Source organism: Streptomyces paludis (genome assembly GCF_003344965.1).
Classification (GTDB): Bacteria; Actinomycetota; Actinomycetes; order Streptomycetales; family Streptomycetaceae; genus Streptomyces; species Streptomyces paludis.
This window is the reverse complement of sequence record NZ_CP031194.1, coordinates 5,409,701-5,435,115: the sequence shown is the minus strand read 5'-3', so window position 1 is coordinate 5,435,115 and position 25,415 is coordinate 5,409,701. Positions and strand designations below refer to the sequence as shown.

Sequence of the window (25,415 nt, the reverse complement as noted above, 5' to 3'; positions counted from 1 at the left end):
ATACCGGTAAAGTATGGCCGGTATAGTTATTGGTCGCATACGAAAGGCGCCACATGATCGAGATCCTCAACCCCACCCTGCTGTCCCGCGCGCGGGAGACCGGCGCCGTGGTCGCCGACGTACTCCGGACACTCAAGGACCGCAGCGCGGTCGGTACGAACCTGATGGACCTCGACCGGTGGGCCAAGGCCCTGATCACCGAGGCGGGCGCGGTCTCCTGCTACGTCGACTACGCGCCGTCCTTCGGCCACGGCCCCTTCGGCCACTACGTCTGCGCGTCCGTCAACGACGCCGTGCTCCACGGCCGGCCGTACGACTACCGGCTCGCGGACGGCGATCTGCTGACGCTCGACCTGGCCGTCTCCAAGGGCGGTGTCGCCGCGGACGCCGCCATCAGCTTCCTCGTGGGCGAGGCGCGGCCCCCGGAGAGCGTCGCGCTGATCAGCACGACCGAACGCGCGCTGGCGGCGGGGATCGCCGCCGCCGGGCCCGGGGTCCGCGTCGGTGACCTCTCCCACGCCATCGGTACGGTCCTGCGCGGGGCGGGGTATCCGGTCAACACCCAGTTCGGCGGCCATGGCATCGGATCGACGATGCACCAGGACCCGCACATCGCCAACACCGGCCGTCCCGGCCGTGGTTACACCCTGCGCCCCGGGCTGCTACTGGCGCTGGAGCCGTGGGTCATGGCGGACACCGCCCGGCTCGTCACGGACGCCGACGGCTGGACGCTCCGCAGCGCGACCGGCTGCCGGACGGCACACAGCGAGCACACGATCGCCATCACCGACGACGGAGCCGAGATCCTCACCCTGCCGCGACCGTACTGACCCATAAAGCGCGGGTACGAGAACAGGTACGAGTGCTGGTACGGGTACGAGTACGGGCCGACGCCGGTCCCCGCCCAAGCGCTGCGGACCGGCGCCGCCCGGTCACACGGTGAGCCTGATCGCTTCCAGCCAGAGCGCGTTCGACTCGGATCCCCGGGAGATATAGCCGCCCGGCTGGGAGCACGCCGTCTCCTGCCAGCCCTCGTCGTGGACATGCGCGGTGATGCAGATCGACCCCGCGGTCACGTCGGCCACGAGGACGCCCAGGTGCTTCGCCTGGCCGACGGTCCCGACGTACAGGTCGATGCCGTTGTCGGCGTGCTTCCACTCCGGCTCCCAACCGGAGTCGCGGAGGTAGCCGTTGGCGCCCACCACGCCGATGCCGGACACGGCGATGTTGATGCCCTCGACGGGGAGGGCCTGGTCGGTCGTGCCGGCCATCTCGCCGTCGCAGACCGGGTTCTGCCAGGCGCCGCTCGTATAGACGCGGTAGCAGATGTGCCGGCCCGGCCGCTCGGCGTTCAGCTTGTTGACGGCGACCGCCGCGGTGTTCTCCTGCGGCTCCGCCGACTTCTCGGTCTCCTTCTCCTTCTCCTTCTTCTCCTTGTCACCACCGTCGCCGTCCGACTGCTTCTCGACCGCGGACGGCGAAGGCGGCGGGGGAACGCTCTCCACGACGGGCGGGGCGGCCGGCTCGGAGGGCGGCGCCGGGGCCGCCGGGGCCGACTCCAACGGCTCCGAGGGCAGCGCGCTCGCGGCCACCGACTGGGTCCGCGGCTGGGCCAGGCTGCGCACCTGCGGGTTGTGGGCGATCCACAGCACCACGAAGCCGACCGCGAGCGCGACAACACCGGCCAGCACGGTGGCGAGCCAGCGCGGCATCACCCCCCGCTGTACGAAGGTGCCCTCGACGTCGAGCCGGGGCTCCCCGGAGCGCTGCACCCCCAGGGTGTACGGCCGCTGCTGCTTCCGCCCGAACCAGGTGGTCTCCCGGGGCCGGAGCGTCGCGTCGACGAACGCGGCGCGGCCGGGCTCGATCTGCACATTGGCGGGGTTGATCTCGTACGAGAGCTGATCGCCGTTGTCGCTGCCCGAGAGGGAGGCGGTGATCTTGGTGTTGCCGAGGTTGTCGATGGCGAGCCGGGGCCGGCCCCGGAACCGCCCCTTGACGGTCGGCGGGACCAGCTCGGCGCGCAGCTCGGTGAACGCGGTGATCGTGACGTTGCCCTCGGGGACAACGGCCGCCTCCGGGTACTCCGTCGGGACGATCCGCACCCCGTACGGGTTCGGCCCCGCGGTCGCGTCCGGGCTGCGGGGCGGGGCGATCGTCAGCTCCACCGCGCCGGTGGTGCCGGGGAAGAGCCGGAGGGCCGGGGGTTCGACTCTGATGAACGGCGCGAGGTCCCCCACGGGGGTGAAACGGTACTCGTCGACGACGTCACCGGTGTTGCGCAGCCGCAACCGAACTGTGGTCGTACCGCCGGGGTCCACCATGGCGGACGCGGGCTCAAGAGAAGTCCAGAGGCTCACGGACCGACGTTAGGGCATGGGGAAAGGCGCGTCAGGAACCTGAGGGGCGGACCTGCTGCCCCTAGGGGCCACGGGGCTGCCCTTTCGCCTCGGGACGGACGCGCTCAGCCATCCGTACCCCGCATGCCAACGGCGTAATCCATTCGGAACCTGCTGGCTAGAAAGCGTTGTTGAACCCCCAGAGCATCTCGCGCGGCTGCTCCGCGCGGCCCCTCAGATCGGCGACGACGGCGGCGAGCACCGGGTGGTCCAGGGTGCGCAGCGCGGCGAGGTCGAGCCCCAGCAGATCGGGCAGACCGGACGGGCCGGGCGGCCCCGAGGGATCCGGTGGGTCCGTCAGGTCCGTCAGGTCCAGCGAGTCCGCCGGGGCCAACAGGCCCATCGGACCCGGCGGTTCGAGCGCGTCCCGCCGGTCCGGCGGTTCGCCGGGGACCCGGCCGTCGTCGTACGCGTGCCCCGTTCCCGGTCCCGTTCCCGGTCCCGGCTCGTGTGCCCTGTCGGTCATGACGCCGCCTCCCCGTTGCCCGCCTCAGCGCCCGCTCTCCAGCTCGGCCAGGCGGTCCGCGGTCGGCCGGGCCGCCTCGCCGCCGCCGTCCGGCAGCCGGCGCCACTCCGTACGGGCCGCCCGGTACGCCTCGCGCGCGGCCCGGGGGCGGCCCGCCTCCTCATAGGTCATACCCCGCCAGTGGTGGGCCTCAGCACTCAACCGCACGGCTTCCAGCAGCTGTCGCGGATTCTCCAGCTCCGCTTCGGCCGTTCCGGCCGCCTCCGCCGCCTCGCGGAACGCCCCCGCCGCGTCGTCCAGCCGGGCGGGGCGGTGGAGGGTGCGCAGGGCGGCGAGATGGGCGCGGCCCAGCTCCAGCCAGCAGGCGGCGGCGGTCAGCGGCTCGCGCGCCTCCTGCGCGGCGAGCAGGAAGAGGTGCTCGGCCTCCCGCAGGTCCACCCGGTCGTCGTTGGCCCGGTGCCGCAGCATCAGCGCCCGGCCCAGCATCAGCAGCCGCTCGGCCTGCCGCGCCGTGCCCGTCACCGTCTCCGTACGGCAGTCGCGCAGCACCCGGACCGCCGTGCCGGTGTAGGCCGCCCCGTCGGGGAGTTCCGCGCGGGTCAGCAGCGCGCTGCCCCACTCGGCGAGCAGGTCGGCGTGGGCGCGGGAGTCGCGGGCGGTGCCGTGGGCGGCGAGGCCGAAGTACTCGGCGGCCTCCTCCAGGTCCCCCGGGTCGCCGCCGGTGCCGTCCGCCGTACGCTCGCGCTCCCGCTCGTACCGCGCGATCCGCAGCCGGCCCGCCCGGGTCCGCAGCGCGGCGGTCAGCCGGTCGTCCCGTACGGTCGCCAGCGACTGGTCGATCAGGGTCGACGCCTCGTCGAGGCCCTCCCCGGAGCGCAGCAGGGCGTCCACCAGGTCGAGCTGGATCCGGGCCTGGCTGCTGACGGTGTGGCCACCGGGGGTCAGCGCCGTACGGAGCGAGCGGGCGGCCTGTTCCGCGTACAGCTGAGCCTGTTCGGGGTCGCCGGTCGCGCCGGAGAGCCGCAGCAGGGTCCGGCCGTGGGCGAGCGGCAGCCCGGCGGGGCGGTGGCCCTGGTCGGGCCAGCCGTCCGCGAACGCCTCCAGCATGCCGATGGCGCTCTGGAGCAGCGCGCTGTCACCGCCGAGCCGCCACTGCGTCTCCAGCGCCCGTACCCGCTCCAGGGTGAGCCGCAGCGCGTCGGCGGGCGCGAGGCCGTGCGCCGCGCAGGCCACCGCGTACTGCCGGTCGGCGCGGCGCAGCAGCTCCAGGGCGCCGCGCCGGTCGCCGCGCCGGCGCCGGTCGTCGGCGGAGGCGTGCAACACCTGGGCGAGGACGGCCCGTTCGCGTACGGCGCCGGGGTGCGCGACGGCCTGTTCGGCGGCGCGCTCGGCCTCGGCGAGGAGTTCGCCGCCGCCCTGGACCTCCCAGAGCCGCAGCAGACAGCGGGCCAGCTCCGCCCGGAGCGTGGCGTCGAAGCCGCCGGGCGGCTCGCTCCCGGTGGCGTCCCGCAACAGCCGTACGGCGTCCAGCAGATACTGCACCATGTTGTCCGACTCGAACCGGCGCACCAGCTCGCGGGCGCTCGCGACCGTGGCGCTGACGGCGGGTTCGCCGCGGCCGGACGGCAGGGGCTCCGTCGTCGGCTCGAAGAGCCCGAGGACGCGCGCGGCGACCTCGGCGAAGGGGTGCGGGACGCGGTGCGCGCCGTACCGGGAGCCGCCGTACGCGTCCCCGCCCGCGCCTCCGTCTCCCTCACCGTCTTCGCTGTCGGCGTCGGCATCGGCGTCCGCGTCGAAGCCGTCGAGTGCCACGCGGCCCGCGCTCCGGTGGGCCGGTCCGTGCCCGGCGTCGCCGAGCTGCGCGAGCGCCAGGGCGGGGAAGTTGGGGCCGCCGCGGCCGAAGCGCTGCTCTATGTACTCGGAGCAGTGTTTGAGGACGAGCATCGCCTCGTCGCGGCCGAGCGCGCCGAGCAGCGCCTCGGGGACGCCGGGCACGAACTCGTAGTACGGCTCGTCGTCCGCGCCGCCGCTCTTGTCGCGCGAGACCAGCCCGCTGAGCAGCACCTCCGCGAGTTCGGACGGCCCGGAGTCGGGCAGCATCGTGCGCTGGACGAGCTGCATCACCGGCAGATAGAGCGGGGCCGCCGCGAGATAGACGGCGAGCTGTCCGGCGACCGGCGAGGCCGCCGAGCGGAAGCGGCTGACGAGCTGGAGCGAGGAGAGCGCCGGTCCGGGGCGCGGCGCCGCGGCCGGCGGATGGCCGGCCCGTACCCAGCCGACCGCGCCGGAGATCCGCCCGGCGCCGGTGCCCGACAGCAGCCGCGCCCAGGCGCCGAGGGCGCCCGCGACCGGCGGCAGTACGGGGACGGCGAGCGCCCCCGGTTCGGCGGCGGGCGCGGTGGCCGCGTCGCCGCCGACCTTCAGTACGGCGGCGCCGCCGGGCCCCTCGCCCCGGGAGAGGACACCGTAGGTGACGGGCAGTCCCGTCCGGTTCCACATGCGCTGCGGCAGGGGCTGGAGGACGGCCACGGGCGCCTGGCGGCCGAGCTGGTGGAGCAGCCGGTGGGCGCGTCCGCTGTGCCAGAGGGGGCCCGCGCAGTCGCTGACGACGACGGTGACCCGGCGGCCGGTCGGGTCGCTCAGCCGGTCGGCGGAGCTGAGCGGCGCGGCGGCCGGATCGGGGCTCGCGCTGACGGCGGGCGCGCCGTCCGGCCCCTGGTGCAGATAGCGCACCTGCACATCACGGAAGGCACCCAACTGTCCGAATATTTGCTGGAGTTCGGCGAAAAGTCGCTCCCACACACGCATCGAGGACGACGCGTCGAGTACGCATTGAAGCGTCGCGTCCGCCCGTGAGACCCCTCGGAACACCGGGATGATCAGCCCGCCGGCACGGGCGCTCAGCTCTACGGTCGCCACCTCGTCAAGAGTACGGCGCGACGGCGGCGCGGCCGGCCGGTATCGCTGGAGCGGCCGGAGCGCCCGCTGGAGTTCGAGCGGCGCGGGAAGCGCCGGGGCCAATGGCACCCCCAGCACGACCCCGTCTGGGCCGGCGCCCCTCGGCGCGCTCCGGGCGCCGCCGCGCGGCGCGGGGTAGAGGGCGATCCGGGGGTCGGCGCGGGGGGTGCGGTCGGGGTCACCAGGGGTGGCGAGATCACCGGCTCCGGTGTGAGGGCCGCCGCCCGTCGCGCCGGGGCCGCTCACCGCCCCGGGCACATCGCCCGCGCCCGGGTCGGCGTCTGTCCCGCCACCGCCCACGCCCGCGCTGCCATCCTCCGTCGGCTCCCGGCCGCGCCCCGTCCAGCGGGCCAGCCACAGGGCGTCGCAGAGCTGTTCGGCGTCGGGGTCGAGCCCGGCGCCGCGCAGCCGCGCGACGAGGGCGGCCAACAGGGCACCGTCGTACGGCGGGGCCTGGGCCGGGGCCGCGGAAGGGGCCGGGGCCGGGGCTCGGGGGTGGGACCGGGGCGGGATCGGCTCCGTACCGTCGGCGGCCATCAGGGCGTCACCTCGGCCGGTCGAGTCGCTGGATGAGCAGGTCGGCGAGGCGTTCCCGGCCCGCGGGGGCGGCGGCGTCGGTGAGGTAGATCGCGTTCAGCAGCTGGTCGGTGGAGATCAGTTCGCTGCGCGAGCGCTCCAGGAAGTGCGCGATGAGATCGTCACCGGCACGCGCGGCCTCATCACCGAGGTGGGCCCGTACGAAGGTCGCCAGCCGCTGGTGGTCGGGGCGGCCCAGCTCCAGATGGATACAGCGGCGCATCAGGGGCGCCGGGAAGTCGCGCTCGCCGTTGCTGGTGAGGACGACGAAGGGGAAGGCGCGGCACTGCACCCTGCCTCCCTTGATCCGGACCTTCCGGCCGTCGTGGTCGAGCACCTCGGCCTCGCCGCCGGGCAGCCGGTCGGCGATCCGCTCCAGCTCCGGAATGCCGAACTCGCCCTCCTCCAGGACGTTCAGGAGGTCGTTCGGGAGATCGATGTCGCTCTTGTCCAGCTCGTCGATGAGCAGCACGCGCGGCCGGTCGGAGGGGAGCAGCGCGGTGCCCAGCGGGCCGAGCCGGATGTAGCTGCCGATATCACCGGAGGGATCGATACGGCCCGCGCCGTCCGCGGAGGCCGCGCCGTCCGCGCCGTACCGGTGCGCGGCGAGCTGGACGTCCTGGAGGCGGGCGATCGCGTCGTAGTGGTACAGCCCGTCCTGGAGCGCCGACCGGCTGACGATGGGCCAGCGCAGCACCCGGCCGAGCCCCAGCTCGTGCGCGACGGAGTGGGCGAGGGTGCTCTTGCCGGCGCCGGGGCTGCCGGTGACGAGGAGGGGCCGGCGCAGATAAAGCGCCGCGTTGATCATCTCCAGCTCCTCGGCGCCGGGCCGGTGGAGTTCGGCCTCGTGCCGGTAGCCGCCGAGCCGCCGGTCGGCGGAGCCGTCGCCACCGTCACCGGGGCTGTCCGTACCGCCCCGGCCGCCGAAGTCGCGCCAGGGCGGCGGCGGGGGCAACTGGCCGATGCCGCCGTGGGGTTCGCCCGCGCCCCGGTAGATGAGCCACTCGCTGGATTCACTCATGGCGTGTTCCCCGTCGTCCTAGGTCGACCTGACATGGGCCCGTAAGAAGCTGGTGCGCGACTCGGCCGCCCGAACGGCCCCGGCCCGGTCATGGCGCCTCCAGCAACTGGCCGAATCCGGGCAGCGGCCGGGTGGGATCGTCGTAGAACAGGGCGATGCCGTCCGACCAGTAGGTCTCCGTACGGCCCGCCCACACGCCCCGCCGCAGGGCCAGCACGGTGTACGGCAGCCGGTCGGCGGTGCCCGCCTCCGCGACGGTGGCGACGGCCCGCCGGTGGAAGTCCGCGCAGACGATCTCCGGGCGGTCCTTGCCGCGCCGCAGCAGGGCGATGTGGAAGCCGCCGCACGCCAGCCGGGCCAGCCCGGCCGCGGTCTCCGCCACGGCCCCCGGGTCCCCGGCGGCCTCCGGCTCCCCGGATCCGTCCGCGTACCGGCAGAGCACGGGCACCGTCTCGTACGCCAGGGAGCGCAGATACTCCCCCGCCGGTACGGGTATCCGCAGCCCCTCCTCGCAGTCGAGGATCTCGGCCCGCACCGCGACCGTCAGCGCCCGGTCCCAGCGGGCCCGGTGCTCGCGCGCCTCGCCCTCCGTCGGCGGCGGCTCCTGGTCGGAGGGGCGGACGAGCACGGGCCGGACGGCGCCCAGCGGCGGCTCGTCGGGCGACAGCCGCCAGCCGTCCACCGCCAGGCCCAACCGGGCCCGTACGACGGCGACTTGCAGCACCGCCGGATTGTCCGGCTCGTCGCACCGCCGGAACGCCTCGGTCAGCGAAGGGCCGAGGCGTACGGGCAGCGCGTGGCCGGGGGTGCCCCGGCTGTCCTCGCCGACCGGCACCACCTCGCCGGTGTACCGGGCGACGCCGACCCGCCAGTCGTAGCTGTCCCGCTCCCAGCCGCGCGGCTCCAGCTCCAGCAGGACGAAGGGGCGCTCCCCCTCCCTGGGCCGCTCGCCGTACGCCGGGGAGGCGCGCCGCTGCTCCCGGTCCGTACGGCGGCGCGCCGCCGCCCAGAGCCGGAAGATCTCCTGGCGGAAGTCGCGGGGGAGGCGGTCGTCGGCGATGCCGTTGACCCACTCCCAGAGGTTCTCCTCGGCGCGGGCCGTGGACGGTGTGACGTAGGGGCGTTCGGCGGCGATGACGCTCATGCAGTAGCTCAGCACGAGCCTGAGGGCGGCCTCGTCACCGCGCGTCTGCGTCCCGTACAGCGCGCCGAGCCCGTCGCGCCAGCCGCGCGGCGCCGGGTAGCGGTCGCCCCCGCGCATACCGGGCAGCCGGGCCAGCAGGTCGAGCAGGCTGTGTGTGGAGACCGGCGGCGGCAGCTCGGCGAGCCGGCCGAGCAGGGTGATGCGCTGCTGCGGGCTGAGCGCGCGGCCGGCCCCGGCGCCGAGGCCGTCCTGCACATCGGCCCAGGTCGGCCCGGCGGTCACGCGGCTGGCGTGCTGGTCGGCGTGGTAGCGGTCGTGGGCGTGGCAGACGGCCTGGTAGTCGTCGTCGGACTCGGCCCCGGCCATGGCGGCCGGCACCGGGAGGGAGCGCAGCCGGTCGATGGAGATCGAGGTGCCGCCCATCGCGCCGACGAGCTGCGACTTGAGGACCCCGACCACCTCGCCGCGCGCGAGGTCGACGGTCGGCCCGCCGGAGATCCCGGGCGGCAGCACGTCCCCGCCGAGGCGCAGCTGCTCGTCGGGGTCGGCCCAGCCGCCGACGGTGCCCTGGACGGAGCACCTTCCGGTCAGCCGCTTGATCCGGCCGCCGACCTCGGTCCAGCCGGAGTAGAGGACCGTACCCCCGGCGAAGAAGGAGGCGGGGCGCTCGGCGACGTACACACAGGCGTGCTCGACGGGGCGGCGGAGGCGGACGAGGGCGAGATCGGGCGCGGGCCAGCCGCCACGGATGCCCGTACCCGCAGCGACCGCGGCCGCTTCGGGAAGGGCGGCGACGACGGTGCCGGTGACCGAGGTGAGGCCGCTCGTGGGGCCGGTTTCGAAGACCACCGTCACTTCCCGCCCCTCCCCCCGCATCGCCACGTGCGCGCATGTGAGAACCCAGCTCGGGGCGATGAAGAAGCCGCTCCCCAGGAAGCTTCCGCCCGGCTCATCAGGGGCATACCCGCGCTCCGCGCCATGGATGCGCACGGTCGCCGCCATGACGAGGTCCACGAGGGCGCGCACACTGTCGCTCGGTGCGCCCCCGACGCCACCGACGCCCCCACCGGGCCCGTCGGTCACGCGGTGCCCCTGGGCGGCGCGGCGGGCCTCGGCGGCGGTACGCCCGGCGGCTCCGGCTCGGCGGGCGGTACGGCGGCCCGCGCCGGTACGGGCGCCGGCTCCGCCGGATCGACGGGCGGCCCGCCGCCGCGCCAGGTGAGCGTGACCGTGATGCCGCCCTTGGCCTCGCCGTCCGCGAGCAGCCCCACCACCCGGCCGGCCTTGGCGGTCAGTTCGATACCGAACTCGACGCTCACCTCATCGGGCCGTACCTCCCGCAGCGGCCCGGCCAGCGACCGCGCGACGCTGGTCACGACGGAGTGCAGACTCTCGACCCGGGCCTGCACCTGATCGGCGAAGCCGGTGTCCGAATACGTCAGGCCCCCCGAGGGCCGGGCCAGTTCCGCCGCGCCGCTGATCCGCGCCCAGACGGGCGTCCCGTCGGGCATCTCAATGCGTGTGACTCCGGTCTCGCCATTGTCCATGGCAACCCCATTCCCCCAATTCACCGCAGATTAGCGGCAGTACGGCGCCCGAGCGAGGTTCCGAGGTGAGGACGGCGTTTCGGGGCCGACCGACTAATCTGGGCGGTATGTATTTCACGGACCGAGGTATCGAGGAACTGGAGAAGCGACGCGGCCAGGAGGAGGTCACTCTTGAGTGGCTGGCCGAGCAGCTGCGGACATTCGTCGACCTGAACCCCGACTTCGAGGTCCCGGTGGAACGCCTGGCGACCTGGCTGGCAAGGCTGGACGACGAAGAAGACGAATGAGGCCGCGCTGCCCACCCACCCCGGCGCCGCGCGGGCGGTGCGCCCGCCCCCACCGGCGGGAGGGGGCCGGGGTCGCAGGAGGTGACGTCCCCGGATGTAGAGCGTGATTTGTGCCGCTGTACGGTCCGCAGTCGACCGACGAAGCCGCACGCGGCGTAAATCATGCATCCGGGGATGCGCCTCCGGAGTGCCCCGGCCCCCGGCACAAAACGAACCGGCCCGCACCACGAACCGGCCCGCACCACGCCCCCCGTCGGGAGGCGACCCCGCCCCGGCCCCCGGCACTGCGTGCACCGGCCGCACCCCGGTACCACCGCAGACCCACGGTCACGGCCGCACCGAACGAAACCGGCCGTACCCCGTACAACCACAGACCACGGCCCCCTAGCCGGGAGGCGACCCGACACCGAACGAACCGGCCGTACCCCGGTACAACCACAGACCACGGCCCCCCTAGACGGGAGTCGCAACCGTGCGGAAACGGTCGTACGCCAGCCCCAGCACCCCATGCACAACCAGCAGCGCCCCCGCAAACGCCCACCCCGCACTGCGACGACGCGCGCCCCAAAGAACAAGCGGAACACCCGCGGCGAGCTGAACCGCGCTGACGCCGCGGGCGCGGGGCCCGCGCAGCCAGGGGCCGAGGGGGCCGTCCTCGACCACGTCCAGCTCGGCCCGGACCGCGTCGCGCCAGCCCGCCCATTCGATCTGCTCGACGCCGGGCTGGACGCGGGCCACCTCGCGGAGCCGGTCGGCCGGTTCGCCGGGGGTGAGACCGGCCGGAAGGGTGAGCCCCGTACGGGTCAGGACGGCGGCCAGGGCGAGCAGCCGGGCCCGGGAGTCGGCCTCGGGGTCCGGCAGGGTCAGGGGGGCGAGCGCCTGGAGGTCGAGTACGGGGTCGAGGTGGAGCCGGGCGGCGAACGTCCGCATGGCTTCGTCCTCGCCGACGGGGGTGCCGTCGGCCAGCCAGATGTAGCCGACGGCGCGGCGGAATCCGGCGGCGAGCAGGTATCCGGCCCGGTCGCGGTCCCACCAGAGGGCGAGCACCGGCCAGCCGGCGCCGACGGCGAGCGCGGTGGCCCAGGCCGTGAGGACGCGGTCGACCGGGTCGGCGCCGTCCAGCCAGGGTTTTCCCTCGGGGACGAGCACGCTCCACTCGTCGCCCGCCGGGGCGAGCAGCAGCCGCTCGCGGAGCAGATGGGCGGCGGGCCGGACCGCCGCCGGCCCGGCCCGGCACAGCAGCAGCGCTCCCACGGGTGTCGCGTTCATGGCTCTCACGCTAGAGCCAGGGAACTTTGCCCGCATTTGGGGGGATCGCCTTACGGGTGCCCCTGATTCGTCCCCCATCGTCGCGCGTGGGCCGCCGATATGTCTTGACTTCCCGGAACCGCGATATATCGTGTTCTGCATGAGACGCGATATGTTGCGTCGTCGTCGCATTCGGTCCAGGCCCGGGAGGTCAGCACCATGGCAGAGTCGACATGGGAAGTAGCCGAGCCGGAGAAGCTCGACTTCACCGGCCCGGTCAGCACACTCAGCGTCCGGATTGTGAACGGGACGGTGAATGTGGTCGGCACGGACCGGGAGGACGCCCGGCTGGAGGTCTCCCGTCTGACGGGCCCGCCGCTGATCGTGACGCAGGACGGCTCCGCCCTCACCGTCGCCTATGAGGACCTGCCGTGGAAGGGATTCCTGAAGCTGCTCGACCCCAAGAACCGGGACCGTGACGCGGTCGTCTCGCTGGCCGTCCCGGCGGGCACCTCGGTGGAGGTGGGCGTGGTCGGCGCCGGAGCCGTCATCTCGGGGATCCGGGGCCGGACGGATGTGCGCGGAGTGAGTGGCGACACCACACTCGTGGGGCTGTCCGGCGAGGTCAGGGCCGACACGGTATCGGGCAGTCTGGAGGCCCAGGCGGTGACCGGCGGGCTGCGCTTCCACTCCGTCTCCGGCGATCTGACGGTCATCGAGGGGGCGGGTTCGTCCGTACGGGCCGAATCGGTGAGCGGGGACATGGTCATCGACCTCGATCCGACGGACCAGCCCACCGACATCCGGCTGACGACGGTCTCGGGCGAGGTGGCGATCCGGCTGCCGCACCCGGCGGACGCGCGGGTCGAGGCGAACACCGCGAGCGGCTCGGTGTCCAACGCGTTCGACGATCTGCGGGTCACCGGCCAGTGGGGGGCCAAGAAGATCACCGGCAATCTGGGGGCGGGCACGGGCACGTTGCGGGCGACGACGGTCTCCGGCTCGATCGCCCTGCTGCGCCGCCCCCAGACGGAGGAAGCCCCCCACACACCCCCATCCACCACCACACCCCCGACCACCCCCACCCCCTCGCCCACACCCTTGTCCACCCCCGAACCCACCCCCACCCCCACACCCGCCCCCACACCCGCCCCCACACCCGCCCCGAAGGAGCTGTGACATGCCTCCGGTCTTCGCCCACGGCCGCCTCCGGCTCTACCTCCTCAAGCTCCTCGAAGAGGCCCCCCGTCATGGGTACGAGGTGATCAGGCTGCTGGAGGAGCGCTTCCAGGGGCTGTACGCGCCGTCCGCCGGCACGGTGTATCCGCGGCTCGCCAAGCTGGAGGCCGAGGGACTGGTCACCCACGCCACCGAGGGCGGTCGCAAGGTCTACTCCATCACCGACGCCGGCCGCGCCGAGCTGGCCGGTCGTACGGGCGAACTGGCCGATCTGGAGCTGGAGATCCGCGAGTCCGTGGCCGAGCTGGCCGCCGAGATCCGGGACGATGTGCGCGGCGCGGCGGGACAGCTGCGCAGCGAGATGCGCGCGGCGGCCTCGGAGACTCGGAGCGGCGCGGGCGGCGGGACGGGGAGCGCCGGCGCGGGGGACTTCATGGACAACGAGTCCTGGCGTACGGCGAAGGAGGAGCTGAAGCGCGCCAAGCACGAGTGGCAGGAGCAGGCGCGCCGGGCGAAGGACGAGTCGCGCCGCGCCCGCGAGGACGCCCAGCGGGCCCGCCGCCAGGCGAAGGAGGCCCAGGAGACGGCCCGCCAGGAGATGCAGCGCATCGCCAAGCAGGTGCAGGACCAGGTCCAGACCCACTTCGCCCGGGGCGACTGGCCCACCGGTGTCCGGGACGGCCTGTCCGAGCTGGCCGTCCAGTTGGGCGGGCTGACCGGCACGGCCTGGCCGCCGTACGGCAAGTCGGCCCCGCCCCCGGCGGACACCCCCCGGCCGCCGGAGCCGGCCGGGCCGACCGATGCTCCCGAGCCGCCGGAGCCCCTCACGGACCGGTACGGCGACCTGGCGGCCACCGGCGACCCGGCCCGCGATCTGGACCGGCTGCTGGACCGGTTCCGGGACGACATCCGCGACGCGGCCCGGGACAACGGGGTCACGGAAGCACAACTGGCCGACGCCAGAAAGCACTTGTCGGCAACGGCGGACCGTCTCGGGACACTGCTGCGCCCGTCGCGGAACTGACAGCGGACCTGACACCGGACCTGAAGCTCCGGACGGGCACACGGCACAACGGCACAACGGCCCGGCGGTGCGCCGGATACGGGGGTTCCGGCGCACCTCGGGGACGGCCCGGACGGCCCTTAGGCAGGTGTTCGGGATCAGGTCCGCCGGCTGAGCTGTTTGAGGGTCCGTTCCAGGCGGGGGAGGACCGCGTGGCACTCCTCCGTGTCCTGGGCGGTCAGTTCGGCGATGAGCGCGCGCAGCCGGGCGGTGGCGGACTCGGCGCGGTCGAGTTCCTGTTCCGTCCAGGCCATCCGGGTGGCGCAGCGGGCCCGTTCCGACACCACGCCCGGCAGGTCGAGCGTGGCCAGTGCGGCCTCGGCCTGTGTGAGCAGGCCGAGCGCCTCGTGCCGGACGGGGTCCGCCACGGCGGGCGGCTGGAAGGTGCTGTCCGCCTCGGAGTAGAGGGAGTTCAGCAGGATCTCGGCGGTCTGGAGCCAGGTGCTCGCGCGCTCCAGCAGCAGTTCGCCGCCCTCGCCCTCCCCGGCCGCGAGCGCCCGGTCCATCAGGGCGCGTGCCGCGGCCGTGTCCCCCTCGCCGGCCTCCAGCCACGCCACGGAGCGCAGGGCGCGCACGGCGCCGACCGGTTCGGCGAGCGACTGCCACAGCTCGACGGCGCGGTGGTACGCGGCGATGGCCTCCGTCCGCAGACCGGCGCCCGAGAGGCATTCGGCGCCCAGGGTGGCCAGTTGGGCGTGCGGGTGCTGGCTCTGCCAGTCCTTGGCGATATCGGCCGCCAGCAGATACTGCTCGGCCGCCGCCCGCTGGTCGTTCATCGCCCGGAGTGCGCGGCCGAGCGTCTGCCGGGCCCGTACGGTCTGCTCCGGGCCGTGCTCCAGCAGGTCCGGCAGGGCGGATTCGAGCACCTCGGCGGCCTCGGCGGGGCGTCCGGTCTCGCTGTACGCCTGCGCCAGGATGAGCCGGGAGTATGCGCCCGGGCCGGCCGACTCCCCGGCCTCGTCGAACCAGTGCGCGGCTTCGAGGGCGTACTCGGCGGCCTCGTCCTCCTTGCCGTACTGCTGGTAGAGAAGGTCGGCCAGGGTCAGCCGCAGCCCGCCCAGCTCCGCCGGTCCGGTCAGTTCCGCGCCGTGCTCCAGCGCGGTCCGCGCCGCGGCCTCGGCGTCCTCCGCCCTGCCCATCGCCATCAGGAGTCTCGCCCGCTGCGCGAGGGGTTCGGCGGCGTCCCACGGGCGGCCGGCGGCCACGCTGCGCCGTACCGCCGAGGCGAACAGCGCGTCCGCGGCCTCCCCGTCGCCCGTCTGCCACGCGTGTTCGGCGCGCAGGACTTCGGCCTCGGCGAGCAGATCGGCCAGACTGGTCAGCCCCTCCGCCGTCTCCCCGGCCGTCTCTTCGACCGTCTCCCCGGCCGTCTCCGCTACCGAGAACTCCGCGATGAACGCCGCCAGTTCGGCGTCGAGCAGCGCCCCCTCGTCGGTCCCCTCGTCCGCGACCTCGTCCGCTCCTTCGTCGGCGCCCTCGCCTGCGCCGTGGCCGCTCTCCAGGTGGCGCAGCAGACCGCCGAGTCTGGCCTCGCTCAGTGCGACCGTCGCGATCCGCCGGGTGCGGGTCGGATCCGCCGGGTCGAGCGCGCGCGCCGCCTCGTCGGCCGTCGCGAGCAGCTCCCGGATCTCCTCGGACGATGTGCCCGTACGCGCGGCGGCGTAGACGACACGCAGGTCGTTCAGCGCGGCCCGGCTGTGCTCGCCCGCCGCCCGGTGGGCGGCGGCGGCCTCGCGGAAGAGATCGCGGACCGTGTCCTCGCCCGCGCGTCCGGCGCGCACCGCGGTGTGTTCGAGGAGTTCGGCCGCCAGCAGCGGATCGACCGCCGCGTCGTCCTCGGCGACCAGCGCCGCGAGCCGGTCCCATGCGGCGAGCGCTCCCGGATGCCCCTTGGCGCGCAGCTCCCGCGCCCGCGCGGCCAGGGCGGCCAGGGCGGCCGGCCCGGCGGTTTCCGCCCGTTCCGGCTCCGCGCCCGGCGTCTCGGCCGGTCGTACCGTCCCCGCTCGTACCGTCTCCGCTCGTACCGTCTCCGGCCGTATCGCCGCCGGTCCGATTCTGGGCGCCCGTACTCCCAGCGGCAGGGCGGCCAGCAGGGGCTGGGCCGCGAGCCGGGCGGCCAGTTCGGCGGACTTCGTGCCGTTGCCGTTGCGCCGGTCGAACCGGGCGGCGGTCTCGGTGGCCTCCGCGTCGAGCAGGTCGTGCAGCTCCCGTACCGTACGGCGCTCCCCCGCGACCCGGTCCGGGACCGCGGGCCGCTCGCCGAGACCGAGCGCCAGCAGCCGGCGCAGCAGGACGAGTGTGCCGCCGAGCAGCTCCAGACGGCCCGACGGGTTGCCCTCGGCCTCCAGCTGCGCCGCGTGCTCGGCGAGGATCTCAAGCCCCCGGCCCTCGTTGCCGGTCAGCGCGCAGAACTCGATATGGCGCCCGATCGACCCCAGCAGGCTCTCGTTGCCCCGAGCCAGCCGGTAGCCGCGCAGATGGTGGGTGCGCGCCTCGTCGGTCCTGCCCGACCGCAGGAGCGGCAGCAGCGACCGGGCCAGCACCCGGTGCGGCTCCTCCGCGCAGTGGGAGCGGCCCGCGAGCACCGGCTCCCAGGTCCGCAGCGCCTTCTCGTCGTCCCCCCGCTCCGCCCAGTAGGTGCCCTGGTCGTTCAGCTCGCAGGCGTGGCAGTTGGCCATCCGGTCGCGCTCGGCGGCGCTCCAGGCGGCGAACGCGCGGGCGGCGCGCTCCTCGTCGCCCGTACTGTCGGCGAGGTTGAACTCGGCCTGCCGTACAGCCCGTTCGGTGTAGCCGGCCGCGCGGTAGCGGCGCTCCATCTCGGCGAGCCACTTCTCCACGGTGGTCAGCGGCATCTCGGGCAGCGTGAGCATCCCGGAGCTGGCCCACTTGAACATCCAGTGGAAGGTGTGGGTGTCGCCCTCGTCGAACGCGGACGGGTCCCGGTCCCACTCCTGGAGCAGCCGTGCGAACGGGACGAGCATCTTGCCGCGCTCGGTGCTGTATTCGTACGCCTTGATCAGGCCGAAGAGCGCCGTGCGGAGCACATCGGGGTCGCCGGTCGCCTCGGCGGCGGTGACGAGCTGCTCGGCGCGCGCGTTGCGCGGCAGGCCGTTCGGCGCGGACTCGTTCTCCCAGAGGGCGCGGCGGATGTCCTCGGGCGCGAGGTCGGTGGTCACTGGTCGCCCTCCTCGTGAGTGTGCGGTGCGGGCGGCGGGGTGGCTCCGTGCTGCGATGTGGCGGCTTCGGCGGCCGGGGCTTCGAGCGGGTGGGTGGCCCACTCCAGCAGGCCCAGGAAGGCCCGGTTGAGCAGCGCGGTGTCGGCGGGGCGCAGCGGGCGCTGCGCCATCAGCAGCGCCTGCCCGTAGAGCGATTCGACCGCGGTGCCGGTCAGCTCCGGGTCGGTGATACCCGCGATACGGCGCACCAGCGGGTTGTGGTGGTTGAGGACGAGCCTGGCCCGGGGCGCGGCTCCGCGCAGGGCGCCGAGGATGCCGCTCCACAGCTCGTCCGCGCTCTCCTCGGCCTCCGCGCGGTCCCGTTCGTGGCGGGCCGCGCGGTCGTCGAGGAAGAGCGCGGGGACGGTGACGGGGTGGTAGGCGCGCAGCGCCACATCGCAGCCGAGGGCGTCGAGCCGGGTGCGGGCGGTGGCGAGGAAGCCGGCGAGCGCCAGCTCCTGCCCGGGGTCGACCGGGTCGAGCTGCGCGGTGACGGCGCCCGCGTCGAGTTCGCTGAGGGTGACCCCGTCCCGGATGCCCGGGAGGAGCGCGAGGAGGTCGGTGTCGTACGTGTATCCGCCGTTGACGACGCCGAGGCCGTGCGCGGCGGCGATCGGCGCGACCTGCCGGAACTCCTCGACGGTCCGGGTGAAGTGGATCACGGAGTGCGTACGGGCGAACTCGTCGAGGGTGAGGCGGCCGTCGCTGGTCTCGAACGGCAGCCACGGCAGCATCAGCCCGAACAGCTCCGGGTCGTGTCTGGCCATGGACTTGACGCCCAGATGGTGGACGCTCAGGAACGCCGCGAGCCGGTCGGGGTCGCCCGCCGCCAGCTCGGCCAGCCAGGCCCGGATCCGGCCGCCGAGCGCCTCGCGTACGGCGGCGAGGGTCTCGTCGTCGTACAGGTTCTCCCGGGAGGCGGTGGGCCGCAGGGTGTCGGTGTCGAGGACGACGCGGACGAAGAACGCCCAGTCGGGCAGGAGGTTGTCCGCCCGGTCGGTGAGGAGCATGCCCTTCAGATAGACGCGGTGGGCGGCCCGTTGGGCGGGGCTGGTGGCGTCGGGCAGCACATGGGCGATGCCACGCACACCGGCGACGGGCAGGTCGAGGTCGATGGAGTCGAGCGGGGTGAAACCGAAGACCTTGGCGCAGTGCCCGGCCAGCGCGACCCGGCGGGCGGTGGGCGTCGGGTGGACGCGGTCCCAGACGGCGGGCCGCTCGGTCAGCGGCCGGTCGGTGACGCCGGGGCCGGTGAAGGTGACCTCGTGGGGCAGCAGCGAGCCGAAGTCCGCGGCGAGCCGGGCGACCCGCTCCGGGTCGGTCCACTCCTCGGCGCCCGGCCGGGGCTCCAGCAGCACGGTCGTGCCCGGCTCCGGGCGCGCCTCGTGCGGCAGGATCCGTACGGTGTACGAGCCGTCGTCGCCGGCCAGCCACTCGACGGGCGGCGCGTCGGGCGTACGGGCGGACCGTGAGACCACGCGGATGCGCCGGGCGACGACGAAGCAGGCCAGCAGCCCGATGCCGAACTGGCCGAGGAACTCCTGCCGGGCGTTCTCCAGCCCGTCGCGCTTGGAGCTGCGGCCGATGGTGGCGAGCAGGGTGTGCACCTCGTCGGCGGTCAGGCCGATACCGGAGTCCTCCATCACGACGGAGGTGCCGTCGGCCGTGAGCCGGATGCGCCGGGGCGCGGCGGGGTCGTGCGCGAGGCGCGCGGTGAGCGCGTCGACGGCGTTCTGGAGCAGCTCGCGGACGTAGACCCGCGGGCTGGAGTAGAGGTGATGGGAGAGCAGGTCGACGAGGCCGCGCAGGTCGACCTGGAAGGTGTTGACGGTCGGCGCGGAGGCGCCGGACGCTCCGGGAACGCCGGACGCTTCGGGTACTCCGGAGACGGACAGGGCGGCGGACGGGGCGGCGGACGGATCAGGATTCACAGGATTCATGGGCTCGGGGGGGGGCAACCTCGCGGCCCCGGACGGGCGGCCACGCAGGCGCGGGTCGGGCGATCGCGGGGTCCCCCCCTCACGAATCGCGATGGGCCCGGCCCATGCCGCGGCGGCGCGCGGAAAGCGCGCCACCGAGAAGGGCCCGGAATTGCCCCCATCGTAGGGACGACCACTGACAATGCCTACGGTGTTTCCCCAAGAGACGATCTTGGCTCGCCCAAAGCCGGGCCATCAGCCGGCCATCAGCCGCTCATCAGCCGCCCGCCCGCAGGCCGCCCGCCTGCCGCCCGAGCGAGCCCCCGTCACCCCGCCCGAACCCCCGTCACCCCGCCTCGGCCAGACCGGAATCCGTGCCTCCGTCACCTCGGTCACCGTCCGCCGCACCGCTCGCCGCGCCGTACATCGCGCGCTCCACCGTCGTGTACGTCGCACCGTGGTCCGCCAGCACCTCCGCGACCACCCCGGGCCGGGACACCAGCGCCAGCAGCAGATGCCCGTCCCCGATCTGCCGGTCGCCGCGCCCGCGCGCGATCCGCAGCGCGTCCACCAGCACCGCCTTGGCCTCCGGCGCGAAGGGCCGGTGCCCGGTCCACGGCCGGCCGCGCCGGCGGCCGGACCGCAACGCGCCCTCGCCGTGCTCCCGTTCGACCCGGGCGACGATCTCGCCGAGGTCGATCCCGATCCCGGCCAGCGCCCGCGCGTCCGCCTGCGAGAGACCGCCGCGCCGGCGCGCGTCGGCGAGCGCCCGTACCACCGAGTCGCGCCGGTCCTCGATGCCCAGCGCCGCGAACGCGAACGCGGCGCGCGTGCCGCGCCGGTCGAGCAGCCCCAGCAGCAGATGTTCCTCGGTGACGGTGTCCGCGCCCGTGCGTTCCGCGTGCCCGACCGCCCCGGTGACCACTGCGCGGGCGCCCTCGGTGAACCGTTCGAACATCACTGCCTCCCGTGTTTCTTGTGCGCGGCCTGCCGGCTGACGCCCAGCGCGTCTGCGATCTCCTGCCACGACCAGCCCTGATTGCGGGCGCTGCGCACCTGTACGGCTTCGAGCTGCTCCAGCAGCCGCCGCAGCGCGGCGACGGCCCGCAGTCCGACCCGGGGGTCGCGGTCACCCGCCCGCTCGGCGAGATCCGTTGCTTCGGTCATGACGTCAACGTACGTTGACAGAAGGCGGGTGTCAATAGAAGTTGACAGACGCGGCCGGCTCAGCCGCTCAGGCCGTCAGCACGGCACTCAGACCGTCGGCAGACACTCAGACCGTCAGCACGACCTTCCCGAGCAGGCTCCCCGCCGCCATCTTCTCGAAGCCCTCCCGCGCCCGGTCCAGCGGCAGCACCTGGTCAATCACCGGCCGCACGCCCTTCAGCGCGCAGAACGCGAGGAGATCCTCCAGCTCACCGAGCGACCCCATGGTCGAGCCCACCACCCGCAGCTCCAGGAAGAAGATCCGGGTCAGCTCGGCGTGGGCCGGCCGGTCGCCGCTCGTCGCGCCCGAGATGACCAGCGTGCCGCCGCGCCGCAGGCACTTGATGGAGTGCGACCAAGTGGCGGCGCCGACCGTCTCGATCACGGCGTCCACCCGGTGCGGCAGCCGCGCGCCCGGCTCGAACGCCTCCTGCGCGCCCAGCTCGACCGCGCGCGCCCGCTTCGCCGCGTCGCGGCTCGTGGCGTACACCCGCAGCCCCGCCGCGCTGCCGAGCACGATCGCGGCCGTGGCGACCCCGCCGCCCGCGCCCTGGACGAGGACCGAGTCGCCGGGCCGTACGCCCGCGTTGGTGAAGAGCATGCGGTACGCGGTGAGCCAGGCGGTCGGCAGACAGGCGGCCTCCTCGAAGCTCAGCCCGGCGGGCTTGGGCAGCAGGTTCGCGGTCGGTACGGCGACCCGTTCGGCGAAGGTGCCCTGGTAGTGCTCGGTGAGGATCGAGCGGGGTTCGGTGCCGTGGTCGCCGCCGCCGATGACGGAGTGGACGACGACCTCGTTGCCGTCCTCGTCCAGCCCGGCGGCGTCGCAGCCGAGGATCATCGGGAGCTTCTCGGGCGGGAGGCCCACCCCGCGCAGCGACCACAGGTCGTGGTGGTTGAGGGAGGCGGCCTTCACGGTGACGGTGGTCCAGCCGGGACGCGGCTCGGGCTCCGGGCGTTCGCCCAGTTCAAGACCTTTGAGCGGATCGGCGGCATCGGTGTGTGCGGCATAGGCGGCGAACATGGGACCGACTCTAGGGCGACGGCGGTACGCGGGGAACCCGCCGCCCGGCACGCCCCACGTACCGCCTCACACTCCCTCCGTCAGTCCCTGCGGTACTGCGCGGGCGAGTTCCGCGTCGCCGGGTCCTCGTACGCGCCGGCCCTGCCCCGGTCGACATGGAAGGTGGTCAGGGTGGAGACCGGCGACGCGGGGTCCCGGCGGTCCTCGATCACCCTCATGTGCGTGCTGAAGCGCCGCGGCGTCACCTCGTACACGTCGTACCCGTACCGGTTCCCCTCGAAGTACTGGAGATGCGGGTTGGCCCGGCCCATCAGCGGGCCGTTGGCCGCGTTCCACGCCGCGTCGTAGGCGCTGGAGGAGACCGAGTGCGCCGTGAACTCCGTACCGATGACGGGCGCGTCGAGGTTGTCGTAGTCCGGCCGGATGTCGTCCACGAAGGCCGAGTGCCAGTCCCCGGTGAGCACGATCAGGTCCTTCAGCCCGCTCCGGCGCACATGCTCCAGGACCTCCTTGCGCTCGCCCAGGAAGCCGTCCCACTGGTCGGTGAACATGTACCGGCCGCCCGGCGAGCCGCGCAGCTGGCTGAGCATGATCGAGTTGGCCCAGATGTGCCAGGCGTCCGGGGCTCGGTCGACGGTCCGCTTGAGCCACTCCTTCTGTCCCGCGCCGAGGATCGTGCCGTCGCTGAGGTTCTGCGCGGAGCGGTACTGGCGCAGATCGAGCACCGCCAGCTCCAGCAGATCGCCCCAGCGGCGCACCCGGTGGATCTCGGGGTCCGGGAGAGCCGCCGAGGCGCTGCGGCCCTCGCCGTCGCCGTCGCCCGCGTCGCGGTGCGGCAGATGCTCGTACCACGCCTGGTAGGCGGCGGCCCGGCGCTGGAGGAACGGCGCGGTGCCGCCCGTACCGCTGTAGTCGTTCGCGACCTCGTGGTCGTCCCAGGTCAGGAACCAGGGGTGGGCGGCGTGGGCGGCGCGCAGCCCCGGGTCACCCTTGTAGAGGGCGTGGCGTTTGCGGTAGTCGGCCAGCGTGTAGATCATCGGGGTGTTGTGGTCGCGCTGCGGGTCGCCGCTCTGCGGCCCGTACTCATAGATGTAGTCGCCGAGATGGATGACGAAGTCCAGCCGCTCGCGCGCGATGCCGCTCAGCGCCGCGTAGTGGCCCTGCGGATAGTTCTGGCAGTTGGCGGTGGCGAAGCGCACGGAGGACACCGGACCGGCGGGCGCGGTCCTCGTCCGGCCGGTGCGGCTGGTCTTCCCGAGCGCGGTGAACGCGTACCAGTACGTACGGCCGGGCCTCAGTCCGGTCACCGGTACGTGGACGCTGTGCGCGAGCGTCTCGGACGCCGGGACCACGCCCGCCGCGACGACCCGGCGCAGCCCGGGGTCCTCGGCCACCGCCCACCGCACCTCCGCGACCTCGGGCAGCGGCTGCTCGCCCGCGTCCGCGAAGGGTTCGGGGGCGAGCCGGGTCCACAGCACGACGCTCGTCGGGCGCGGGTCGCCCGAGCCGACACCGAGGGTGAACGGCGCCTCGTCGTAGGTGGATCCGAGCGCGGCGGCGGCCTCGCGGGCCTGCGCGGGCGAGAGCCCGGCGCTCAGCGGCCAGACGGTGCCGAGGGCGCCCGCGGCGCCGGCCGCCTTGAGCAGATCGCGCCGGTTGAGGCCACTGGGGCGGCTGGGGCGGCTGAGTCGGCTCATGACCGGTCTCCCGTCGCGTGGAGAGTCAGGGAGACCGCGTCGGCGTAGCCGTCGTTGGAGGTGCCGGAGCCGGTACGGGTGAAGACGAGCAGCACGCGGGCGGTCCGGGCGCCGAAGGGGACGAGGGCCCCGGCGGTGCGCTCCAGGAGCGCCGTACGGCTGTCGCGTTCGGCGGCGGTGACCGGGCCGAGCACGGAGAGCGCGACCGGGGTGCCCTTGGCGTCGCGGAACTCGACCGACAGCCGGACGCCGTCCTCCTGGGCCGCGTAGCCACCGAGCCAGGCGGAGAGGGTGTACCGGACGCGCCCCGCGTCCACGGCGCGCCGGCCGGTGGCACCCGTGGCGGGCAGGGTGACGTCCTGGGTGAGCGCGGTGCGCGGGCTGTTCCCGCCGGAGAAGAACCGGCTGCCGCGCTGGGCGGGGGCGGGTCCGGGGTCGGCCGGGGTCGGATAGCCGTTGCCGTGGCTGTACGCGATGAGCGCGGGCGCTCCTTGGCGCACGGTCCAGCCGGTGACCGAGGACACCGGCTCCGCGCCATCTCCCGGGCCGCTCTCGGCATCCCCGTTCACAAGCAGGTTCACCATCGCCTCCAGGCGTTGAATGCGTCAACAGCCATAGCAGCAGCCTCAGTTGAACCCGGGAAGGCCAGGTGCGGAACTTCTCCGTCCGTCCGGAGAACGCGGACCGGCGTACGGAGGCGAGCGGGGGGTGGGCCGCAGGACGGCCCACCCCCCGTTCCCTGTCCCGCGGTGCTGCGTCAGCGCCGCGCGACGCCCTCGGCCCGCGCCGCCGCCGCGACCGCCGCGGTGACCGCCGGGGCGACCCGTTCATCGAACGGCGACGGGATGACGTAGTCGGCCGCCAGGGCGTCCCCGACCACATCGGCCAGCGCGTTCGCCGCGGCGATCTTCATCCCCTCGGTGATCCGCGAGGCCCGCACCTGGAGCGCGCCCGCGAAGATGCCGGGGAAGGCGAGCACGTTGTTGATCTGGTTCGGGTAGTCGGACCGCCCGGTCGCCACCACCGACGCGTAGCGGTGCGCGATGTCGGGGTGCACCTCCGGCGTCGGGTTGGCCATCGCGAAGACGAACGCCCCCGGCGCCATCGACGCGACCGCCGGCTCCGGGACCGTACCGCCGGAGACGCCGATGAACACGTCGGCGCCGGAGAGCGCGGACTCCAGCGAGCCGGAGAGCCCGGCGCGGTTGGTGATCTTCGCCAGCTCGCGCTTGACGTCCGTCAGGTCGTCGCGGTCGGTGCTGACGATGCCCTTGCGGTCGGCCACGGCCACATCGCCGACTCCGGCCGCGAGCAGGAACTTGGCGATGGCGATCCCGGCCGCGCCCGCGCCCGAGATCACCGCGCGCAGCTCGCCGAGCGGGCGGCCGGTCAGCTTCGCCGCGTTGCGCAGGGCGGCGAGGGTGACCACCGCCGTGCCGTGCTGGTCGTCGTGGAAGACCGGGATGTCGAGCCGCTCCTGGAGCCGCCGCTCGATCTCGAAGCAGCGCGGCGCCGAGATGTCCTCCAGATTGACCCCGCCGAAGGAGGGCGCGAGCCGCACGACGGTCTCGATGATCTCGTCCGTGTCGGTGGTGGCGAGCGCCAGCGGCACGGCGTCGACCCCGCCGAACTGCTTGAAGAGGATCGCTTTGCCCTCCATCACGGGCAGGGACGCCTCGGGGCCGATGTCACCGAGCCCGAGCACCGCTGTGCCGTCCGTCACGACGGCGACGACCTGCGACTTCCAGGTGTAGTCGTGGACCAGCTCGGGCCGCTCCGCGATCGCGCTGCACACCTTGGCCACGCCGGGGGTGTACGCGAGGGACAGGTCGTCCTTGTCCCGGACCGGCACGGTGGCCTGGATGGCCATCTTCCCGCCGCGGTGCAGCGCGAAGGCCGGGTCGAAGGGCTCGTCCGTACCGCTCGCGCTGTCGCTACGAGGATTGACGATCTCCGCTGCCATGTAGATAACCCCTTTATTCTTCATCGGTTGAGGGTGTCCGCTCCTGGTCGAGGAGGGGGTGGGCGGGCCACCACGGGTGGCCACCACGTACGCGCTCCGCGTCGTCGGCGGCGCCGGGATCGCCCGTCCTGCCGGAGGTCTATACGTACGCGCGGGCGCGCCGCACACGCGCCCGGGGCCCCGGATGAGGGGTGTAATCGTCCTTCATACCGGACGGACCACGCCGTTCACGAGTCCATGGCCCCCGGTGACATGACTCATAGCCGATCAATGGGGCAGATCCGGCCAACCGCATGAATCTCACCGTCGAGGCGGGACGGACCGGAGATTCTCCGGCCGGAATGAGGCATTCCCATAGATGGTCCGGCTGGATATACCGCCACAGTGGGGTGCGGGGGTCACCCGTTACCCGATTTTGACATGCCTGGGCCCCTGAGGCGGCCAGTCCAAATGGCAGGATGCCGTAATCACATTCGGTCGCGACACTCGAAGACGCGTGCTCGGCC

The 25,415-nt window shown here is 74.0% G+C and carries 19 protein-coding genes; 4 read left to right on the top strand and 15 right to left on the bottom strand.

Translation table 11 applies throughout. The features are described 5' to 3' along the window. Positions 1–53: 53 nt before the first annotated feature. Positions 54–830, top strand: a complete 777-nt coding sequence (gene map / locus DVK44_RS24050) for a type I methionyl aminopeptidase (RefSeq protein WP_114661648.1) — start codon at positions 54–56, stop codon at positions 828–830. Positions 831–932: 102 nt separating this feature from the next. On the opposite strand, the gene DVK44_RS24045 is transcribed toward map, so the two are convergent. The 6 genes from DVK44_RS24045 to DVK44_RS24020 all read right to left on the bottom strand — a co-directional run bounded on the left by DVK44_RS24045 (position 933) and on the right by DVK44_RS24020 (position 10,111). Continuing rightward, positions 933–2,360 (bottom strand): hydrolase, encoded by a 1,428-nt coding sequence (locus DVK44_RS24045; protein WP_114661646.1) that lies wholly within the window; start codon positions 2,358–2,360, stop codon positions 933–935. A 157-nt stretch (positions 2,361–2,517) separates the two neighbouring features. Continuing rightward, positions 2,518–2,865, bottom strand: a complete 348-nt coding sequence (gene fxsA, locus DVK44_RS37970) for an FxSxx-COOH cyclophane-containing RiPP peptide (protein WP_269439629.1) — start codon at positions 2,863–2,865, stop codon at positions 2,518–2,520. Positions 2,866–2,889: 24 nt separating this feature from the next. Next, entirely contained in the window at positions 2,890–6,360 is a 3,471-nt protein-coding gene (locus DVK44_RS24035; protein WP_228447348.1) for an SAV_2336 N-terminal domain-related protein, read from the bottom strand. A 7-nt stretch (positions 6,361–6,367) separates the two neighbouring features. After that, a complete protein-coding gene (locus DVK44_RS24030; RefSeq protein ID WP_114661644.1) occupies positions 6,368–7,420 on the bottom strand; it encodes an AAA family ATPase in 1,053 nt (350 codons plus the stop codon). A gap of 88 nt (positions 7,421–7,508) precedes the next feature. Next, complete coding sequence (locus DVK44_RS24025; RefSeq protein ID WP_114661643.1) at positions 7,509–9,647, bottom strand: VMAP-C domain-containing protein; 2,139 nt, start codon at positions 9,645–9,647, stop codon at positions 7,509–7,511. After that, a complete protein-coding gene (locus DVK44_RS24020) occupies positions 9,644–10,111 on the bottom strand; it encodes a CU044_2847 family protein (RefSeq protein ID WP_228447347.1) in 468 nt (155 codons plus the stop codon). Before DVK44_RS24020 ends, DVK44_RS24025 begins: the two co-directional genes overlap by 4 nt. A 107-nt stretch (positions 10,112–10,218) precedes the next feature. Between DVK44_RS24020 and DVK44_RS24015 the strand changes: the two genes are divergently transcribed. Continuing rightward, the gene (locus tag DVK44_RS24015) at positions 10,219–10,398 is read left to right on the top strand and encodes a DUF6104 family protein (protein WP_114661641.1); all 180 of its coding nucleotides are present in this window, start codon (positions 10,219–10,221) and stop codon (positions 10,396–10,398) included. 453 nt (positions 10,399–10,851) lie between these two features. On the opposite strand, the gene DVK44_RS24010 is transcribed toward DVK44_RS24015, so the two are convergent. Next, positions 10,852–11,667 carry a hypothetical protein gene (locus DVK44_RS24010; RefSeq protein ID WP_114661639.1) on the bottom strand — a complete coding sequence of 272 codons (816 nt, stop codon included), beginning with the start codon at positions 11,665–11,667 and terminating at the stop codon, positions 10,852–10,854. A 198-nt stretch (positions 11,668–11,865) separates the two neighbouring features. On the opposite strand from DVK44_RS24010, the gene DVK44_RS24005 reads away from it, so the two are divergent. Together DVK44_RS24005 and DVK44_RS24000 are read left to right on the top strand one after the other, a co-directional pair. Then, positions 11,866–12,825, top strand: a complete 960-nt coding sequence (locus DVK44_RS24005; protein WP_114661637.1) for a DUF4097 family beta strand repeat-containing protein — start codon at positions 11,866–11,868, stop codon at positions 12,823–12,825. 1 nt (position 12,826) lies between these two features. After that, positions 12,827–13,849, top strand: a complete 1,023-nt coding sequence (locus DVK44_RS24000; protein WP_114661635.1) for a PadR family transcriptional regulator — start codon at positions 12,827–12,829, stop codon at positions 13,847–13,849. A 137-nt stretch (positions 13,850–13,986) separates the two neighbouring features. Here the strand turns inward: DVK44_RS24000 and DVK44_RS23995 are convergent, their stop codons facing one another. From DVK44_RS23995 to DVK44_RS23960, 8 genes are all read right to left on the bottom strand, one after another. Further along, on the bottom strand, positions 13,987–17,064 hold the full coding sequence (locus DVK44_RS23995) for a tetratricopeptide repeat protein (protein ID WP_114661633.1): 3,078 nt from the start codon (positions 17,062–17,064) through the stop codon (positions 13,987–13,989). Then, positions 17,061–18,998 carry an HSP90 family protein gene (locus DVK44_RS23990; RefSeq protein WP_228447668.1) on the bottom strand — a complete coding sequence of 646 codons (1,938 nt, stop codon included), beginning with the start codon at positions 18,996–18,998 and terminating at the stop codon, positions 17,061–17,063. Before DVK44_RS23990 ends, DVK44_RS23995 begins: the two co-directional genes overlap by 4 nt. A 370-nt stretch (positions 18,999–19,368) precedes the next feature. Beyond that, positions 19,369–19,980 (bottom strand): Clp protease N-terminal domain-containing protein, encoded by a 612-nt coding sequence (locus DVK44_RS23985; protein WP_114661629.1) that lies wholly within the window; start codon positions 19,978–19,980, stop codon positions 19,369–19,371. Continuing rightward, positions 19,980–20,189, bottom strand: coding sequence for an HTH domain-containing protein (locus tag DVK44_RS23980; RefSeq protein ID WP_114661627.1), 210 nt, complete (start codon positions 20,187–20,189; stop codon positions 19,980–19,982). The genes DVK44_RS23985 and DVK44_RS23980 overlap by 1 nt, the downstream gene beginning before the upstream one ends. 106 nt (positions 20,190–20,295) lie before the next feature. Then, positions 20,296–21,249 carry a zinc-binding dehydrogenase gene (locus DVK44_RS23975; protein WP_114661625.1) on the bottom strand — a complete coding sequence of 318 codons (954 nt, stop codon included), beginning with the start codon at positions 21,247–21,249 and terminating at the stop codon, positions 20,296–20,298. A gap of 80 nt (positions 21,250–21,329) precedes the next feature. Beyond that, complete coding sequence (locus DVK44_RS23970) at positions 21,330–22,946, bottom strand: alkaline phosphatase D family protein (RefSeq protein ID WP_114661623.1); 1,617 nt, start codon at positions 22,944–22,946, stop codon at positions 21,330–21,332. Further along, complete coding sequence (locus DVK44_RS23965) at positions 22,943–23,527, bottom strand: phosphoesterase (RefSeq protein WP_114665396.1); 585 nt, start codon at positions 23,525–23,527, stop codon at positions 22,943–22,945. Before DVK44_RS23965 ends, DVK44_RS23970 begins: the two co-directional genes overlap by 4 nt. Positions 23,528–23,703: 176 nt before the next feature. After that, complete coding sequence (locus tag DVK44_RS23960; RefSeq protein WP_114661621.1) at positions 23,704–24,909, bottom strand: NAD(P)-dependent malic enzyme; 1,206 nt, start codon at positions 24,907–24,909, stop codon at positions 23,704–23,706. Positions 24,910–25,415: the final 506 nt, after the last annotated feature.

Bases quoted from the DNA above. Each gene is read 5' to 3' on its own strand.
- fxsA (WP_269439629.1), bottom strand. From the start codon at position 2,865: ATGACCGACAGGGCACACGAGCCGGGACCGGGAACGGGACCGGGAACG.
- DVK44_RS24000 (WP_114661635.1), top strand. From the start codon at position 12,827: ATGCCTCCGGTCTTCGCCCACGGCCGCCTCCGGCTCTACCTCCTCAAG.
- DVK44_RS23970 (WP_114661623.1), bottom strand. From the start codon at position 22,946: ATGAGCCGACTCAGCCGCCCCAGCCGCCCCAGTGGCCTCAACCGGCGC.
- DVK44_RS24035 (WP_228447348.1), bottom strand. From the start codon at position 6,360: ATGGCCGCCGACGGTACGGAGCCGATCCCGCCCCGGTCCCACCCCCGA.
- map (WP_114661648.1), top strand. From the start codon at position 54: ATGATCGAGATCCTCAACCCCACCCTGCTGTCCCGCGCGCGGGAGACC.
- DVK44_RS23985 (WP_114661629.1), bottom strand. From the start codon at position 19,980: ATGTTCGAACGGTTCACCGAGGGCGCCCGCGCAGTGGTCACCGGGGCG.
- DVK44_RS24010 (WP_114661639.1), bottom strand. From the start codon at position 11,667: ATGAACGCGACACCCGTGGGAGCGCTGCTGCTGTGCCGGGCCGGGCCG.
- DVK44_RS23980 (WP_114661627.1), bottom strand. From the start codon at position 20,189: ATGACCGAAGCAACGGATCTCGCCGAGCGGGCGGGTGACCGCGACCCC.
- DVK44_RS24030 (WP_114661644.1), bottom strand. From the start codon at position 7,420: ATGAGTGAATCCAGCGAGTGGCTCATCTACCGGGGCGCGGGCGAACCC.
- DVK44_RS23975 (WP_114661625.1), bottom strand. From the start codon at position 21,249: ATGTTCGCCGCCTATGCCGCACACACCGATGCCGCCGATCCGCTCAAA.
- DVK44_RS24005 (WP_114661637.1), top strand. From the start codon at position 11,866: ATGGCAGAGTCGACATGGGAAGTAGCCGAGCCGGAGAAGCTCGACTTC.
- DVK44_RS24015 (WP_114661641.1), top strand. From the start codon at position 10,219: ATGTATTTCACGGACCGAGGTATCGAGGAACTGGAGAAGCGACGCGGC.
- DVK44_RS24020 (WP_228447347.1), bottom strand. From the start codon at position 10,111: ATGGACAATGGCGAGACCGGAGTCACACGCATTGAGATGCCCGACGGG.
- DVK44_RS23960 (WP_114661621.1), bottom strand. From the start codon at position 24,909: ATGGCAGCGGAGATCGTCAATCCTCGTAGCGACAGCGCGAGCGGTACG.